We start from the raw sequence: 17918 nt of genomic DNA on the forward strand, positions 1-17918 counted from the left end.
ATGTAAAATGGCCGAAGTAGGTTTAAAAAAGTGGATTATTACATTTACGGTAATTACAGCTTCATTATTGGAGCTGATTGATACGACTATCGTAAACGTGGCAATTCCACAAATACAGGGAAACCTGGGCGCTACCCTAGAGGATGTGGCCTGGCTTTCTACCGGCTATGCGGTAGCGAATGTTATCGTGTTGCCAATGTCGGGCTGGTTGGGTAACAGATTCGGCAGGAAAAATTACTTTCTTACCTCCATTATCGTTTTTACACTCGTTTCCTTTTTATGTGGAAACGCCACTTCATTGAATGAGCTTATTTTATTTAGGATTATTCAGGGTTTGGCCGGAGGAGGTTTAATATCAACAGCGCAAGCTATTTTAATAGAAACCTGGCCCCGTGAAGATGTAGGTATTGCAACTGCCTTATTTGGTTTAGGTGCTGTAGTTGGGCCAACTGTTGGGCCAACCATTGGTGGATATATTCTGGAAATCAGTTCATGGCCATGGATCTTTTATGTGAATATTCCCGTCGGAATACTCGCGGCCTACTGTACGTACACCTTTGTTCGGGCAACCCCGAAATCAGGGCAGGGGCAACCTGTCGATTGGTGGGGTATTGCATTATTGGCTATTGCAGTAGGTAGTTTACAAACATTGTTAGAAAAAGGGGAGAGTGAAGATTGGTTCGCTACCCCATACATTACAGCATTGGCCGTTACTTCGGTATTTGGTCTGTTGCTCTTCATTTGGAGAGAAATGACCACCGATCATCCGATTGTGAACTTTAAAATTATGAGGCACAGAAGTTTCTCTGTGGGTATGTTTACCTCATTCATTTTAGGTTTCGGGTTATACGGTTCGGTGTTCGTATTTCCGGTATTCTGTCAGAATTTACTAGGGTTTTCACCTTTGCAAACAGGAGAAATCTTATTCCCAGGTGGTTTGTGTACCATTATAATGATGCCTTTTATTGGTATTATGCTTAAAAAAGGAGTTCCAGCACAGATTATGGCCACCTTTGGGATGTTGGCATTCTTCATTTTCTGTTGGATGTTGAGTAATTCGACTTTACAATCAGGAACCGGCGATTTCTTCTGGCCACTGGTAATCAGGGGTGTGGGTATGGCCTTATTGTTTGTGCCTTTAACTACACTTGCCATTCAGGATCTGAAAGGACCAGAAATTGGCCAGGGATCAGGTTTGAACAATATGATGCGTCAATTGGGAGGCTCATTCGGTATCGCAGCTTTAACTACGTTAATTCACGTACGTTCGGGTTTCCACAGAAGTGTTTTATTGTCAAATGTGAACGATTATAACCAACCATTTGTGGATCGTTTTAACGGCTTAATCAAAGGCTTTATGGCAAAAGGACAAACGCTGTTCGATGCCAAAATTATGGCGGCAAAAGCGATGGAAGGAATTGTAACCAGACAAACCATGTTACTTACTTATGATGACGCATATTGGGTTGCAGGATTGATTATGTTGTTCTCAATTCCACTACTGTATCTTCAGAAGTTTAAGAAAAATGCAAACATTCCTGCCGATGTGCACTAATATTTGCAAAGAAATGCCGTAAAAAATGGTAAAAAACAAAAACAGCCGGTGTATTTTATTACATCGGCTGTTTTAACCCAAAAAATTAACAATCAATGCAATGCCCTTAAACATTGCAAATGTTCTTACTTAACCACATGGTGGCCAAATAAGATTCTAAAATTAAAATTTATTCTACAATTTTCCAAATTGTAAGCCTTAGAATTTTAATACCTTATGCATTTTTTGTAGTATTACGGTATACAAAACTATTGCATAAGCTATGCCTAAACTTCGTTTAACTACGCAACGAGAATCTATTTTTAATAATGAGGTAATCTCAAAATTCGAACTATTTAACAGTTTATTTCTCACCTTGCCTTTTTACAAAATTAAAGATACCGGAACACTGCTTCCACTGTTTTTTAAGAGCTGTGAAGAAGGCATCGCAAACGGAGAAAAACCTGCACAGATTATCGAAGAATTTTTTGCCAAGTATACCAGTTATACCGAGCGCAAGGATATTGTTGATCTTCTTTTTCGTTTTATCCAGTATATTGAACGCCAGGTGGTACTTTTTGATGCCGTGGAAGATGCTTCTTTTACCAAGTTAAATACCACCGATGAACAGAGCACGTTGGCATTTATTTTAAAAAAGAATGCTGATAACAAACCAATGTTATCAAAAATTGAGAAGTTGATTGACGAACTTTCGCTTCGTTTGGTTTTAACCGCACACCCTACCCAGTTTTACCCTGGAAGTGTATTGGCCATTATTACCGATTTAACTAAGGCCATCCGTGATAACGACCTTACTTCGATGAACTCCTTATTACAGCAATTGGGTAAAACGCCATTTTTTAATAAAAAATCACCAACGCCAGTTGATGAGGCCTTAAACCTGGCCTGGTTTTTAGAAAATACATTTTATTTTGCTGCAGCAAATATTCAGGAAGAGATAGACCAGAACCTTGATGAATACAACCTGGAGACCAAGAAAATTTTAGAGCTGGGTTTCTGGCCTGGAGGAGATAGGGACGGAAATCCGAACATTCATTCAGAGACCACTTTGGAAGTTTCTAAAATGTTGCGCCAGATCCTTTTCCGCTGTTATTACCGCGATTTCAGGGTAATTAAACGCCGCATCACCTTTAGAGGTGTTGAAGAAAATATCGCAAAACTGCACGACGTATTGTATCTAAATGCTTTCGACCAGACCTGTGAGCTCCATGATATTTCTGATGAACTAAGAGATAACCTGAATAAAATTAAAGAAACGTTGTTAGCCGAACATGAAGGTTTGTTTGTTGACCTAGTTAACGATCTGATCCGTAAGATAGATTTATATGGTAACTACTTTGCGTCGCTGGATATTCGTCAGGACAGCCGTGTGCTGAGGAATGTACATGCATATTGCCGCGCAAATAAGCCGATTTCTTCGCTGTATCCTGCCGATTATGATAAACTGTCTGAAGCGGAGAAATTAGCTTTAATTTCTTTTAAAGAGGCAACGGTTGTTTACGCCAGCGAGCCCGATGCACTGACAAAAGATACGATTGAAGTAATTAAAGAAATTAAAGGCATCCAAAGGCGCAATGGTGAAAAAGCTTGTCACCGTTTTATTATCAGTAATTGCCAGCAAGCCAGCGATATTTTGCAATTAATTGAGCTTTTCCTTTGGAATGGCTGGAGTAAAGAATCGTTGACTATTGATTTCGTGCCGCTTTTTGAAACCGTTAACGATTTAAAGGGAGCAGCTACAATTATGGATACGCTTTATAGTAATCCATTCTATAAAGCACATTTAGCCAGCCGTGGAAATAAACAGGATATTATGCTGGGTTATTCTGACAGCACCAAAGACGGTGGTTACTTAATGGCCAACTGGTCTATTTTTAACGGAAAAACATCATTATCTGCGGTTTCTGCTAAGCACAATATTCAGCTGGCGTTTTTTGATGGCCGCGGTGGTCCGCCTGCACGGGGTGGAGGTAAAACACACCGTTTTTATGCTTCTATGGGTAAGGAAATTGCAAATAAGAACATGCAGTTAACCGTTCAGGGGCAAACCATCAGTTCTCAATATGGTTCGGTAGAAAGTGCTGAATTTAATATCGAACAATTAATCAATGCAGGTCTTACTTCCGGATTAAAAGAGAAACACAATATTCTGTTAGACCCTGAAAATAAAACGCTGCTTGATGAAATGGCCGAAGAAAGTTATAAAGCTTTTGTCGACTTGCGCGAGCACCCATTATTTGTGAGCTATTTAGAGAAATTATCTCCTTTAAAACTATTGTCGCAAGCTAACATTAGCAGTCGCCCGGTTAAAAGAAACGGTGGAGGCGAAATGAAGCTCGAAGATTTAAGGGCCATCAGTTTTGTTACCGCCTGGAGTATGCTGAAACAGAATGTTCCTGGTTTCTATGGAATGGGAACAGCCTTAAAAAACCAGGAAAAGGCTGGTAACTGGGATAAAGTAGTTAAAGTTTACCAAGATTCTGATTATTTGAAAACGATTGTTGATAACTGTATGATGAGCATGAGCAAATCAGACTTTACCATTACAGCGCATTTGGGCGCAGATAAAGAATTTGGCGCTTTTTGGACTCAACTACACGACGAATTCGAGTTAGCTAAGGAGATGCTTTTAAAACTGTCCGGACAGCCAACATTAATGGCTAATTATCCTGTAGATAAAAAGTCAATTGCCACCCGCGAGAAAATTATTTTACCACTGGTACTCATCCAGCATTTTGCTTTAGAAAAACTACAGCACGACCAAAACGAAAAAGACCAGCACGCCTTAGAAAAGCTAGCGGTAAGAACGGTGTTTGGTATTGTAAATGCGGGTAGGAATTTAGCTTAGCCCAATCTACAAACCTATATTAAACCTTACAGGTTAAAATATAAGGTAAAATATACTCTCCAAGGTCTGTGTCCTCACAGACCTTTTTTTGTTAGAAATATTCGGGCGTCACCCTGACCTATAGCGCAGCGGAAAGCTACGCAGTAAATTCAGTTTAGGGTCTTAATAGCAGGAAAGATGCTGAAATAAATTCAGCATGACGATACGAACGAAATAACCTAAAACAATGATTGAGATTATTAATAGATACTTGTTTTTGATAGCAGGAAAGATTGCTTCGTTGGCTGAAAAAGCCTCCTCGCAAAGACAAAAAATGCCAAACAAAAATCCCTCGCTGATTTTCATCAACGAGGGATTTTATATTATAAAAGCCAGATTAAGCTTTAAAGCGATTATCGATCAATCGAACCCATTACCTTTTGGCCGAAAGCATTTAATGCGTCCTTTTCGGCAGCACCTTCGCTTACCATCTGGTGTACTTCTAAGGCACCGCAAATATTGGTAATCATTTCGCCTGCAACATCAACTTCGTGTTCGCTAACACCTCTAAATTCGCAAAAAGCCTCTAAAACCTCCAAAGTAGTTTCCAGTTGTGCTGGAGTGGTGTTTTGAAATAATTGTCTTATAACCGGAATCTTCATTACTTTATCTTATTAAATAGTTCAATTAAACCTTCTGCTTTATTGGTTTGCACCTGATCTACCAAGCTACCGCCTTCAAAAGCTGCGAAAGTTGGTAAATTATCAACGTTTGCAAATTTGCGTGAGTTTGGAAGTTTTTCGGCATCAACAATCAAGAAAGCTACATCTTCATTTTCTGAAGCCAGTTTTTTGAACTTCGGTTTCATGATCCGGCAGTTTCCGCACCAAGATGCAGCATACTGAACCATTACTTTTGAATTATCGGCCAAATATTGTTGAAGATTATCTTCTGTTAATTCTAAAAACATAACGTTTTGTTTAATTAGTTAGCGGCTAAATATTCAGCTACGCCAGTTCTGTTCGCGTTCATTGCTTCTTTTCCTTCTTCCCAGTTTGCAGGACAAACTTCACCATGTTTTTGAACATGAGCGTAAGCATCGATTAAACGTAAATATTCTTTAACGTTTCTACCTAGTGGCATATCGTTAACACTTTCGTGGAAAACTTTACCAGTTTCGTCGATTAAATAGGTAGCTCTGAAAGTTACGTTAGAACCTGAGAAAGATTCATTTCCTTCTTCATCGTAGTTAACTTCCTGATCTAAAATATCTAAGATGCCTGATAATTGTCTGTGAGTATCTGCTAAGATTGGATAAGTAACACCTTCAATACCGCCGTTATCTTTTGGCGTATTTAACCATGCGAAGTGAACTTCGTTGGTATCGCAAGATGCACCGATTACAATTGTATTTCTTTTTTCAAACTCAGGTAAAGCAGCTTGGAAAGCGTGTAATTCTGTAGGGCAAACGAAAGTAAAGTCTTTTGGATACCAGAATAATAATACTTTGCTATTTTTGTTTACAGCCTCTTCAAATACATTGATTTTCAAGTCATCACCCATGTCTGACATTGCATCAATACTAACACTCGGGAATTTTTTGCCTACTATTGCCATAATTTTTTGTCTTTAATTTTATGCCACAAAGGTAAGGCTAAAACAGATGTGAAGCAACCCCGTTTCACTAATTGTTAATTGTATTTATTGATAACGATATAGATGAAAGCTATATTGTTTTACGGAGATATAGGAGGGTTCTATTTTTTGTTTTGCTGCATGCAGAGGCACGAAGCATCTTTGAGAAATTATACACATAATGGCCGTCATCTCGATTGAAGCGTAGTCCCGAATGTTCGGGAGAGAGATCTATGGAGATAGATTTTTCGACTGCGTTGCACTTCGCTCAAAATGACGACCAGCTTAAGGGAAAACTACTTTTTTAACGTATTCTCATACAGCTTAAATATTCTTTTATACTCATCAGTCCAGCTGCTAGGTTCAATAAAACCGTGGTCTTCTACCGGATAAACGGCAAGTTCCCAATTGTTCTTTCCCAGTTCGATAAATCGTTGTGTAATGCGCACAATATCCTGAAAGTGAACATTCACATCAACCATTCCGTGCGCCATTAAAAGGTTGCCTTTTAGCTTATCGGCGAAGTAGATCGGTGAGCTTCTTTTGTAAGCAATCGGATCGTTAAACGGTTCGTTTAAAATATTCGAAGTATAACCATGGTTATAATGTGCCCAATCGGTTACCGAACGTAAAGCGGCACCACTGGCAAAAACATCTGCTTCATTAAACATGGCCATCAAGGTGATAAAGCCACCGTACGAGCCACCGTACAAGCCAACATGCTGCGGGTTAACACCATATTTCTCTACCAAAAATTTAACGCCATCCACCTGGTCGGTTAAATCTTTTCCTCCCATATGGCGGTAAATACCTGTACGGTGATCGCGGCCATAACCAGAACTCCCTGTATAATCGATATCGATTACTGTGTAACCGTTATCGGCCAGTAAATTATTGAACATAAACTCGCGGAAATAGGTGCTCCAGCCAAAGTGAACGTTTTGAAGATAACCTGCGCCGTGAACAAAAACTACTGCAGGATGATTGGGGTGTGGATTGTCGGATTTATAGACCCTCGCATACACATCTGCACCGTAGCGGTTTTTAAAGCTTACCATATCCGGTTGACGCCACCTGTAAGAATTAAATTCGGCAGAGGTAGATTGGGTAATTTTTTCGGCTTTGGCACCAACCTTATTTGGCTGAAGATATAACTCTCCGGGTTTGTCCATAAAGGAATAATTAATGGCGATGTATTTTTCGTCAGGCGAGAGGGTGATATCGTTTAAGCCTTTCATGGTAGTAATCTGAACAAGTTCACCACCATTTACACTGATTTTATAAAAGTTTGTAATCCCTGGATGCTCCTTATTTGTTTTAAGATAAAATGTACTTCTATCCTTTGAGAGCTGAACAGATTGCACTTCCCATTTGCCCGAAGTAAGTTGTTTTTTATCACCTGTGGCAACATTAGCCACATAAAGGTGTGAATATCCAGTAGCTTCGCTTTGGTAATAAAAGCGGTTGTTATCTATCCATCCGGTGCTGCCCTGGTAAAAACCACTAATGCCCGGGCCACCGATCCAGGCTTCATCGCGCTGACGGTCTATTAAAGAAAACTTCCCGGTTAATGCATCTAGTTTTAAGATCCAACGGTCTTTGTTATCTGTAGATGTTGCAACTACAATTGCGGTACTTCCGTTATCGTTCCAAATGGGGCCAAAGAAATTTACAGGTCTATCTGCGTTTTTCTTTTTTAGGGTATCCAATTCTTTTGGATAATCTTTCAGAAAATCAGGAAGATCTTTAATGCCCGGTATGGTAGCAGTCTGAATGGCATAAACAGAATCTTTTTGGGTATCGTAGATAAAGCCCTGCGAAATATTTTCATTTTCCCCAACCTTTGTTCTGCCAGGAATATCCTCGGTATAACCTGATGATGTGATATAATTCGGAACAATAGTACTATGGTTATTCTGGGCTGGAGTGGTTAGCTTATAAGTAATAAAACGCCCATCGGGATTAATGGTTACACCATTTAAAAATTTATCTTCGGTATAAAGCTCTTTTAATGGTTTTGAATCTGTAGATGTTGATCCAGAACGGCCTCTTCCACCACGCACGCCACTTCTGGTTTCTGCATTTCTTTTTTTAATGATATCAAAGAGTTCGGTTTGCTGTGCTTTTAACCATTTATCCTGTTCGGTAAGCGGCTTGGTTTCTGGTCGGCCTGCTTTTTTACCTTTAACGAAATTAGTAAGCTGTTTGGTTTCGGCTGATTTTAGGTCTACCTCGAAAAGATTATCGCCCAATTGATAAACAATATTTCCATTGGTTAAAAAAACAGGACTGTTTTCTCGCTCTTGCGTACTGGTTAACCGCGTTTCTTTATTGCTTTTGAAATTCTGCAAATAGATATCGCCACTTTTTTCGATTAAGCCAAGTGAGCGGTCAGTATTGTAGGTATAGTTTAAATTTAATAGTTTTTCATCTTCCTTTTCTGCTGCTTTAATGGGCTTGGTAGCTGTTGCCGAAACTTTAAATAATTCTTCTTTGGCTTTATTTTCAGGGTTCCAGTTGAAGTACAGGGTTTTGCTATCTGCAGTCCAACGGAAATTAGTTGGTGCAACGCCCATCCACTTTGGATCGCGCATTATCTTTTCGACGGTTAAAGGCGCTAATTGTTGTGCAAAAGCATATTCGCCTGTGCAAAGCAAAAGGAAAAGTAAATATTTCTTCATGAATTTTAGGTTTGGCTGCAATTTAGGCAAAGCGCTATCCAATTTTAAAAGGAAATGGAAATGTTACAAGTGTCGTTTTTCATTAACTACAGATAAAAAAGAATGAACACAGATGAAATTTTAAAATTAGATATCAGATCTGTGCTTATCTGTGCCCATCTGTGGTTAAAACTAGCGAATTACCCTTCCGGTTTTATCTACATTCACATCATCGAAAGGCTTTAGGTACTCGTTGATGATTACCGCAAACTCTCGTCTGGTTAACACTTTTTTAAGGTCGTATTTAGAAGCGAATTTATAGTTTTTGTTCCATTTTTTTTGCAGTTCGGTCTTGGTTGCCTCAACAGATTTATTGCCAACATAACAAATCATAGCAATGGTGTTTTCTAAATTGATGGGGATATTCTGATGATCATCAAACCAGATCTGGGCCTTATAATAATAATCTTTGATCGGCTGTTTAATTTCATCGTAGGTAACCTCCTTTTCGGGATTGAAATAAGCTTTATCTTGCCTTATTTCTCCCTTAAGAATACCCGTAGCACCAACTTTTTGAATTGCTAGCCAATTAGAGTCTATCGCTTTTACATCCTCGAAAGGCATTAAAGTATGTTTATAGGCTAATAACTCACCCTGTATCCTTTTTAAATTTGACAGACTGGTTTTTGTGTCGAAAAATGCAGCATAGGCTGCGATTGCACCAGCAGCAGGGCCAATTTCGAACTGATCGGCAGAAATATATAAAAGGTTTTCTTGGTTCGGGATGAGTAAGCTGTATAATGATAAAAAACTGGCTCCTTTGGACGGAACACTTGCTACTGTTGTTCTATATAAGTTCTCACTGTAATTTAATTGATTTGAAGTTGCAGGATTTAGGCTGGTAATTTTTAATGCAGTCAATAATTGATCTGGTTTATCGGCCAGTACAAGAATCTTGGCTTTAATGCTTTTGTCTTTTGTGAGTTTCACTTCCCAACCACTGCCTGAGCGTTTAATTTCGATGTAAGGCGCGTTATTGATCACATTTAGTAGCTGCGTGCTATCAACCGTCACTTTTACGGGTTTCTTTTTATCAGGCTTTGGTTTAGGGGCCTCCAGGCTTTTTGCATTTTCGATTTCTCTTTTTAAGAAACGCTGATAGAAGGCCTCCATAGTTTTAGGTCTGCCCTGAGAAACTTTCTTAAGGTCGAGCTGTTCCTTTTGTGTGAGTAGAATGGTTTTAACACCAGATTTAAACGATTGAAAAGATGCGGCATAGGCTGCATCGCCACTGCCAATAACCAATACATCTGTTTTTAGGGTTTGGGCATGTATAACAATGGGAATTATGAATGCGAAAACAAAAAACAATCTTTTCATCTGTGAATATTAAAATTTGCTGCAATATGCTTTAAATGAATGAATTTTTAATGAAACGGATGCATTTTAACTAAATTTAACGCTCAATTTTAGCTAGCTCGATTAACCGTTTAATTTTCATATAACCACACCGACCTTATATTTTCTTAAATTGCTGATATAGTAAAAATTGTGAGCCTTTGTTAATTATGAAAGAACAAATAAAATCAGTTTTCGATTTACAGCAAAAACACAAATCCGAGTTGAGAAAAACGGATGCTAAAACACGCATTGGAAAACTAAGGCAGCTTAAACAGGCACTAGAAAATGCCGAGGAAGAAATATTTGTAGCATTAGAGCGGGACTTGCGCAAAAACAGCTTCGAAACCACTGTAACGGAACTGTTTTTTACTTATGCAGAAATAGACCATGCCATAAAAAAGCTGCGTAGCTGGATGAAGCCAAAATCGGCAAGCAGAGCCATGAGCAATCTTTTTGCCAGCAATAAAATTTATTATGAACCAAAAGGTGTTTGCCTGGTTATTGCGCCCTGGAATTATCCATTGCAGTTAATCATGAGTCCATTGGTTTCGGCAATAGCAGCTGGGAATTGTGTAATCCTGAAACCGTCTGAACTGAGCGGAGCAACAGCTGGCATGATCAGTAAATTGATTTCAGATACTTTTGATCCACAAGAGATTGCTTGTTTTGAAGGCAATGCGGATGTTTCCTCCGAATTGTTGAAGCTCCCATTCGATCATATCTTTTTTACCGGAAGCACCGCAATTGGTAAGGTGGTGATGGAGGCTGCGGCAAAAAACCTGAGCTCGGTTACCTTAGAGCTTGGTGGTAAATCGCCTGCTATTGTAGATGAAACCTGTGACCTACAAAAAGCTGCAGAAAAAATTGTCTGGGGTAAATTGGTTAATGCCGGACAAACCTGTATTGCCCCGGATTATGTGCTGATTAAAGAAAATAAGCTGAATGATTTTGTGATACATTACAAAACTGCTGTTCAGAAAATGTTTTTTGAGGGATCGACAATTAATAAAAAAGATTATGCTAAAATCATCAATGCAAAACAGTTTCATAGGTTAAATAAATTGATTGAAGAAGCCCTTCGTGATGGAGCTGTATTGGCCTTCGGGGGAAAATCGGATGAGCAGGATTTAACTATTACACCAACACTTTTGACTTCGGTAGCTGAAAGCAGCACGATTATGCAGGAAGAAATTTTTGGACCAATTTTGCCTGTAATTACTTACAACAATATACAGGAGGCAATTGATTTTGTGAACAGGAAAGAAAAGCCTTTGGCACTTTATATTTTCTCAGGCAATAAACCGAAACAAAATAAAATTCTCACTGAAACAAGTGCAGGTGGAACCTGTGTAAATGACGTATTGGTTCATATCGGTAATCCTAATTTACCTTTCGGCGGGGTGAACAATAGCGGTATAGGCAGTTGTCATGGTATTTTCGGCTTCAAAACTTTTTCGCACGAAAGGGCCGTGGTTTTTCAATCAAAATTAGGCTTAACCAAAATGATTTATCCGCCATATGCAGCAAAAATGGGTTTGTTGAGGTGGCTGAAGAAATTGATGTAAAAATATTCTGCGAATTCCGTGTTTCCGTGGCAAAATAATTCATGCAAAAAGCCTATTTTGGTTTCATGGATTTAGAGCAGCTTAAATACCCGATTGGCCAATTTTCAATGCCAGGCGTTTTCGATCAAAAGCAAATCGATATATGGATATCCGAAATAGAAGCTTTGCCTAATCAGCTTAGGAAGGCTGCTGAAAATTTGACCGAAAAAGAATTAGAGCAAACTTATCGCCCTGGAGGATGGACGTTGAGGCAAGTTATTCACCATATTCCCGATAGCCACATCAATGCTTATATCCGTTTCAAACAAGCCATTACTGAAGTTGTTCCCGTAATCAGGCCTTATTATGAAGAGCGCTGGGCAGAAACGGGAGAGGCTAAAAATGGTGATGTCAAATTATCTGTTGATTTATTGGATGCTTTACACCAACGCTGGGTTGCTTTTTTAAAAACATTGAAACCGGAAGATTATCAACGAAAATACATTCATCCAGCTCAGGGAAAAGAACTTACATTAGCAAACATGTTAGGTATGTACGCCTGGCATGGAAAACATCATTTGGCACACATTACCAATACAATAGCAAAATGAAAATAAATCGTTTAAATTTATTGGCCTTAATTCTTATCGGCTTTTGCACCAATGTGAATGCACAAAAAGCCCCATCAAAAGCTTTTGCTTTTATTTTAGGCTCATGGGAAATGCAAACCGCCAAGGGTAAAATTGTAGAACAGTGGAAGCAAAATCCAGATAAAACACTCAGTGGCAAAAGCTATCGAATAAATGCCAAAGGTGATAGTTTGCTTACCGAAACCCTTAAAATCAAAAAGATCGGAAAAGATACTTTTTACTGTTCGACTGTAACGGGGCAGAACGAAGGGAAAGAGACTTGTTTCAAACTTATTACTACTAAAGATGAGACCTATGTTTTCGAAGATAAAACACATGATTTTCCACAGAGAATAGTTTACCAAAACCAGGGCAAAAATGATTTGCTCGCCTGGATAGAAGGTGAGCTTAATGGTAAAAGCCGAAAATCAGAGTTTAGGTATAAACGGCAATAGTTTACATCAAAATCAGCATTGCTGCACTCATGGCAATCATAATGGCATCTTCAACAATGGTTACGGTACTCATGGGTAGGTTAAAAACTGCACCCAAACAGGCACATTGAATCTTTTTCTTATTTAAAACACTTTCCAAAACACCGAGGATACTTATCGTCATTACAACCAGTGTAACCCAGTTTACAACTACAGGTGATAAGTTTAAAGCAAAAGATAATCCTAATCCGAGTTCGATAAAAGCATAAATATATCCCCATGCGCTAAATTTTTTGGCTACAATATCATACATGGCATAACTTTCGGCAAAAGGTTTCAGGTTAAGCATTTTAAAGAAAGAGAAGGTGAGGAAGAAGCCCGACATAAAAATGCGCATAAACACCATGAAATTAATTCCGGTAGATTGCCACGAGACTACAAGTGATATTGCAGTAACATATCCGAATATCAATAAAATGGGTTTATAAGTTTCGGCCCACGATTTTGCTTCTTCCAATGTTTCGCTGTGATGGGCTGCAGAAATTTGATATTTGCTATCTGTGCCGCCCAAAGCTTGTTGGAGTGTATCTAAGCCGATATGTTTATCCATGCTAATGGTGGCAGAATTGGTGTCTTTCGAAACCTCGACCGAGGTTACATCTGGTAAAACGAGCAGGTTACTTTTTACTTTATTTTCGCAACCGCCACAAGTCATGCCGGTAAGTTGATAGGTGTGTGTCATGATTAAAATCTTTAAACAAATTTACCGCTTCATAGGGCCATAAGCGTTACAGAATAATCATAAAGTTTTATAGAATTTTAGCGTATCGACATGCTGTTGATAATTGTCGTTTCGAGCCCAATCGGTTAATTTCTCAATGGTAAGAGCGTTATTTTGTTTTTCATCATTAAGGAGTTAAGAAAATTAAGGTTTCAGATAAAAAACAAGTTCTTTAACGGTCTGTTCTTCCCTAAACCCTAAACCCTAAACCCTAAACCCTAAACCCCTGCTTATCCCACCAAAACCGAGGTCATGGTTAACGAACCGCCAACAGCCTTGTCATTAAAGAAAGAAACTTCTTCTTTATCGTTTTTCATACCAAGGGTATAAATTAGTGGTAAATAATGCTCTGGGGTAGGGATAGCCAACATGGCATCGGTACCGAGGTTGCGGTAATTAATTAAAGGTTGATGATCGCCGTTTGCAATTAAATTTTTGAACTTATCGTTCATTTCAATTGCCCAATCATAACCACCGCCATTAATCATTTCCCAGCTTAACATACGGAGGTTGTGCACCATATTTCCGCTGCCTATAACCAATATCCCTTTTTTGCGGAGTGCATAAATTTCTTTGGCGATTTCGTAATGCTGTTCAGGTGATTTGGTATAATCGATACTTAATTGCAAAACTGGAATATCTGCATTTGGGTACATATGTTTTACCACGGTCCAGGTACCATGATCTAAACCCCAATCATGGTCTAAACCAACGGGAGTGGAGTGGATTAAATCCGGAATTTCTGCGGCCAGTTCGGGATCGCCCGGGGCAGGATACTGTACATCAAAAAGTGCCTGTGGAAAGCCACCAAAATCGTGAATGGTGCTAGGGAAATCCATCGCCGTAACAAAAGTTCCATGTGTGTACCAGTGCGCCGACACTACTAATACTGCTTTTGGCACTGGAATATTTTTTGCCAATTCTGCCCAACTCTGGCTAAACTCATTGTTTTCGATGCCGTTCATTGGCGAGCCATGACCGATAAAAAGCGTTGGCATTAAATCCGTTTGAGGTAAACGTTGAGTAAAGTTCCTGAATTGTGATAGTGCAGACATGATATTTTTGAAGTTATACTAACCGTCATCCTGAACTTGTTTCAGGATCTATTTAAATGAAAGATTCCGGGACTAGCCCGGAATGACGATCTTATTTTTTATTTCCCCTGAACAAACTCCAGGTTTAATTTAATGGCTACATCTTTTGCAACGCCAGCGCCAGTTGGGTCATATTTAATATTATAATCTAAACGGTTAATGGTTGTTGTAGCACCAAAGCCAGCTTTAGTATTGCCTTGTTGATCTTTAGCCGTGCCGCCATAAACAACAGCAAATTTTACATCTTTGGTTACATCACGGATAGTCAATTTGCCACTTAATTCGTAGTTGTTGCTACTTAATTTTTTGAAAGAAGTGCTTTCGAATTTCATGGTTGGGTAGGTTGCCGCATTAAAAAAATCGTCAGTTTTTAAGTGGCCATCTCTCATATCAACACCAGTAGTAATGCTATTTACATCAACGGTAAAGCTGATTTTAGCGTCTGTTAAATCTGGTTTAGAAGCCGTAACTGTTCCGTCGAATTTTTTAAAAGAACCATCAACGAACGAAATGCCCATGTGTTTAACCGAAAAGTTAACAAACGAGTGCATTGGGTCTATTTTCCAGCTTGTTTGTGCAAATGATGCTACACTGATTGAGGTAGCGATCAGAAATAAGAATAATTTTTTCATACCTAGTAAATTTATTTAGCTACAAAGCTAGCACAGAATCAGGTGATTAGTCTTGATTTATGGTAAGAAATTTCGTGTTGTTAATAGCTGATGGTCTTATGGTCAATGGCTATCAACTATGATCTTTCTAACCATCAACTATTTCTATTTTATACTCATTATATCTCGTCAAGCATTTTTCTGCTGTCTGTTGATACTGTTTTATAAGCCGAGGGTGTAATGCCGGTTACTTTTTTAAACTGTGCCGACAAGTGTGCAACACTGCTATAATTTAGTTGATAGGCAATTTCGCTAAGCGTGAGTTCGCCGTAAGTAAGCATCTCTTTTGCTTTTTCTATTTTTTGAGCAATGAAATACTTCTCGATGGTTTGGTTTTCCACCTCCGAAAAAATACTGCTTAAGCTCGTGTATTCCAGTTTTAACTGCTCGCTGAGATAGGTAGAAAGATTGATTTTTAATGGCTCTTGAGTGTAGTGTACCAGACTAATAATGGTGGTCTTAATCTGCTCTGCGATTTGGGTTTTCTTATCCTCGAGTAATTCGAACCCAAAATGAGTCAAATGATCCGATATCTTGATTTTATCCTCCGGAGAAATGTTTTCAGCCAAGGTAACCTCGCCAAGTTCAACCAATAATGGTTTAAAGCCGAGCTTTTCCAGCTCAGCTTTAACCACCATTTTACAACGGTTGCATACCATGTTTTTGATATGCAGCTTCATTAGTTGGTTTTTATGGTTTCTGCAACGTCACCACAATCGAACATCATGCTTCCATAATATGGATTTTCGATATTTTCTTTTTCATTTAACCAGCTTGCCTTCGCCATTGGGCAATGTTGAACATAAACGGTTTGACTGTTAAATTTCAGGCCTTTTAGGGTTTTGATCATCGCATAAGAAATCCCTTCAAAGGCTTTTCTTTGTGTTTTGATGTCATTCGAGCCAGCAAGTTGAGCAGCTTTACTTTTAATGATGGCCGCTTGGTCCATAAATATTTTATGCTGACCGGCGGGTAAATCTTTATGGTTAACCGCATTTACTTTTGCCGATAAAACCTTTACCTTTTCGATAGCCAAGTCTTTTTTATCTGTTGCTAACGCATTTTTTACATCGTAATAAGCCGTTAATGCCTGGTTTAAAGCTACATCTGTTTTGCTTTGCGCGTAAGTTAAAGCTGTTGTTGCGATTGTTATGATGGCAACTATTCCTAATATTTTTCTCATCTTTTTTATATTGTTTTTAATGGTGATGAAGCGATCATGGTTTATGTTCAGTTTAATATGAAAACCATGATGGTTTCATTTGTTTATATATTATTTTAAAACGTTAAAGAAATTAAATTCTGCCCGAATCAGATACATATTTTTGGTATACCGGTTAGCCATATTTCCAGTCGCCTGAAAACGGTAACCCAAATCGATACGTGTTGTACTATTCAAAATCATCTGTATTGCTGGGGCTATATCCAGGTAAGATTGACCGCTACTTGGATCTGTTTTGCCCAATAACTCTAAATATACGTTAAAGTTCGGCTGCTTGTAATCCTTGTAAACCACAGGCAAAACCAGATAACCCGATGATAAACTATACGATAACATATTTTTTGGCTGTGGCATTCCGGCAATTTGCCTATCGCTGTTTTCGAAAGCATGCGTATAACCCAATGTTGTTGATAGTGCCAGTTTGTGCAAAAGCTGCGTAAAAATTAATCCACCCTGTATACCACTGTTGTCACCTTCGAGGTTAATGTCTCTGGTATAAGTTGGCCTCTTGCTGGTACTTACCCTTCCAAAGGCTGATGCCCTAAAGTGGCTATGTGCTTCGTCTAGAGATAAAAATCTGTACTTTGCGTAAAGACTCCCGCCTTCTAAGCGGTATTTTCCATCCATATCAGATAGAAAAGCCTGTGTGTGCATCATCAGGTTTTTATTAAAGCCGATCATTACCTCTGGAATAGTTCTGCTTACAAAACCGGGATTATTGAACATGCCTTCGTTCGTAATTCTTACACCAATCGATTTGGTTGGCATGTTACTGGCAGGTTCGGTAAATACATATAGTTCTTGTGCAAAACCATTTGTATAGGCACCGATAATCATCAGCGCCAATACGAATATCCGCCTCATCCTAAGAAAGAACTAAGTGAAAAATACGTGTTTTTTTACCGTTAACTATGCCAGTACCACTTGCATAAGCATCAGAATTAGCAGTTGTGGCTTGCTTCTTAAATGCTGAACCTGAGATGAAGTTTTTGTCTACTATACTGGCTTTTACAGTCCCATTAAGTGTTTTGCTTTTAGCATTTACAAAACGATATACATTGCCATCAACAACTGCCTGACCTTTATCGTCTATTTTTACCTGGTTAAAATTGAAACTTGCGGTTAAACCACCAACCGAAAAACCAGCATCCTGAACCTTTTTGCGAACCAAATCAAGATTGATATTGGCATCTTTTTTAAAGGTTAGAATAAAGGTGTTTTTGTTTAAATCGGGTTTTACGCTGCTGATAAAGTTTAGCGTTTCTAACGATTTTTGTGTTGCATTTGAGCACATTGAGCAGGTTAAACCAGTTACCTGTAAATCGGCTGTAGATATTTGTTGTGCCGAAACATTAACGGCGAAGAATAGCATAATGATGCTGAATATTTTTATTGCTTTCATGATTTTTTTGAATTAGAATTTAAGAAAATATCACATTGAGCCTGTCGAAATGCAAAATGATGC

17 protein-coding genes are annotated in these 17918 nt (G+C 38.7%); 5 read left to right on the forward strand and 12 right to left on the reverse strand.

Going from position 1 to position 17918, the window contains the following annotated elements; genetic code table 11:
• The first annotated feature begins 7 nt into the window (after positions 1–7).
• Positions 8–1555: a DHA2 family efflux MFS transporter permease subunit gene (locus tag ACN9MR_RS23355; RefSeq protein WP_426326908.1), complete on the forward strand. Its 1548-nt coding sequence runs from the start codon at positions 8–10 to the stop codon at positions 1553–1555.
• A 262-nt stretch (positions 1556–1817) separates the two neighbouring features.
• Positions 1818–4403, forward strand: a complete 2586-nt coding sequence (locus tag ACN9MR_RS23360; protein ID WP_426326909.1) for a phosphoenolpyruvate carboxylase — start codon at positions 1818–1820, stop codon at positions 4401–4403.
• Positions 4404–4795: 392 nt separating this feature from the next.
• On the opposite strand, the gene ACN9MR_RS23365 is transcribed toward ACN9MR_RS23360, so the two are convergent.
• The 5 genes from ACN9MR_RS23365 to ACN9MR_RS23385 form a co-directional block, all read right to left on the reverse strand.
• Positions 4796–5044 (reverse strand): DUF6952 family protein, encoded by a 249-nt coding sequence (locus tag ACN9MR_RS23365; RefSeq protein WP_010599336.1) that lies wholly within the window; start codon positions 5042–5044, stop codon positions 4796–4798.
• Positions 5044–5352 carry a thioredoxin family protein gene (locus tag ACN9MR_RS23370; RefSeq protein ID WP_025141703.1) on the reverse strand — a complete coding sequence of 103 codons (309 nt, stop codon included), beginning with the start codon at positions 5350–5352 and terminating at the stop codon, positions 5044–5046. Before ACN9MR_RS23370 ends, ACN9MR_RS23365 begins: the two co-directional genes overlap by 1 nt.
• A gap of 14 nt (positions 5353–5366) precedes the next feature.
• Positions 5367–5999, reverse strand: coding sequence for a peroxiredoxin (locus ACN9MR_RS23375; protein ID WP_039479644.1), 633 nt, complete (start codon positions 5997–5999; stop codon positions 5367–5369).
• A 314-nt stretch (positions 6000–6313) separates the two neighbouring features.
• Positions 6314–8698: a prolyl oligopeptidase family serine peptidase gene (locus ACN9MR_RS23380; RefSeq protein WP_426326910.1), complete on the reverse strand. Its 2385-nt coding sequence runs from the start codon at positions 8696–8698 to the stop codon at positions 6314–6316.
• Between the two features lie 171 nt (positions 8699–8869).
• On the reverse strand, positions 8870–10057 hold the full coding sequence (locus tag ACN9MR_RS23385; protein WP_426326911.1) for a hypothetical protein: 1188 nt from the start codon (positions 10055–10057) through the stop codon (positions 8870–8872).
• A 188-nt stretch (positions 10058–10245) separates the two neighbouring features.
• Between ACN9MR_RS23385 and ACN9MR_RS23390 the strand changes: the two genes are divergently transcribed.
• Genes ACN9MR_RS23390 through ACN9MR_RS23400 form a run of 3 tightly spaced genes read left to right on the forward strand, consistent with a single transcriptional unit; the run spans position 10246 to position 12706 of the window.
• Positions 10246–11643, forward strand: a complete 1398-nt coding sequence (locus ACN9MR_RS23390) for an aldehyde dehydrogenase family protein (protein WP_426326912.1) — start codon at positions 10246–10248, stop codon at positions 11641–11643.
• Between the two features lie 41 nt (positions 11644–11684).
• Positions 11685–12233: a YfiT family bacillithiol transferase gene (locus ACN9MR_RS23395; RefSeq protein ID WP_426326913.1), complete on the forward strand. Its 549-nt coding sequence runs from the start codon at positions 11685–11687 to the stop codon at positions 12231–12233.
• Positions 12230–12706 (forward strand): DUF6265 family protein, encoded by a 477-nt coding sequence (locus ACN9MR_RS23400; protein ID WP_426326914.1) that lies wholly within the window; start codon positions 12230–12232, stop codon positions 12704–12706. Before ACN9MR_RS23395 ends, ACN9MR_RS23400 begins: the two co-directional genes overlap by 4 nt.
• Before the next feature lies 1 nt (position 12707).
• Here the strand turns inward: ACN9MR_RS23400 and ACN9MR_RS23405 are convergent, their stop codons facing one another.
• The 7 genes from ACN9MR_RS23405 to ACN9MR_RS23435 form a co-directional block, all read right to left on the reverse strand.
• Complete coding sequence (locus ACN9MR_RS23405) at positions 12708–13427, reverse strand: heavy-metal-associated domain-containing protein (protein ID WP_426326915.1); 720 nt, start codon at positions 13425–13427, stop codon at positions 12708–12710.
• Positions 13428–13696: 269 nt separating this feature from the next.
• Positions 13697–14521 carry a 4,5-DOPA dioxygenase extradiol gene (gene ygiD, locus ACN9MR_RS23410; RefSeq protein ID WP_426326916.1) on the reverse strand — a complete coding sequence of 275 codons (825 nt, stop codon included), beginning with the start codon at positions 14519–14521 and terminating at the stop codon, positions 13697–13699.
• 98 nt (positions 14522–14619) lie between these two features.
• Positions 14620–15192, reverse strand: coding sequence for a YceI family protein (locus ACN9MR_RS23415; protein WP_426326917.1), 573 nt, complete (start codon positions 15190–15192; stop codon positions 14620–14622).
• A gap of 158 nt (positions 15193–15350) precedes the next feature.
• The gene (locus ACN9MR_RS23420) at positions 15351–15911 is read right to left on the reverse strand and encodes a helix-turn-helix domain-containing protein (protein WP_426326918.1); all 561 of its coding nucleotides are present in this window, start codon (positions 15909–15911) and stop codon (positions 15351–15353) included.
• Positions 15911–16414, reverse strand: coding sequence for a DUF3347 domain-containing protein (locus ACN9MR_RS23425; protein WP_426326919.1), 504 nt, complete (start codon positions 16412–16414; stop codon positions 15911–15913). Before ACN9MR_RS23425 ends, ACN9MR_RS23420 begins: the two co-directional genes overlap by 1 nt.
• A gap of 90 nt (positions 16415–16504) precedes the next feature.
• Complete coding sequence (locus ACN9MR_RS23430; protein ID WP_426326920.1) at positions 16505–17317, reverse strand: hypothetical protein; 813 nt, start codon at positions 17315–17317, stop codon at positions 16505–16507.
• A 1-nt stretch (position 17318) separates the two neighbouring features.
• Entirely contained in the window at positions 17319–17855 is a 537-nt protein-coding gene (locus ACN9MR_RS23435; protein WP_426326921.1) for a heavy-metal-associated domain-containing protein, read from the reverse strand.
• Between the last annotated feature and the right edge of the window lie 63 nt (positions 17856–17918).

The sequence above is a fragment of the Pedobacter sp. R-06 genome, from assembly GCF_049913135.1.
GTDB lineage: Bacteria > Bacteroidota > Bacteroidia > Sphingobacteriales > Sphingobacteriaceae > Pedobacter.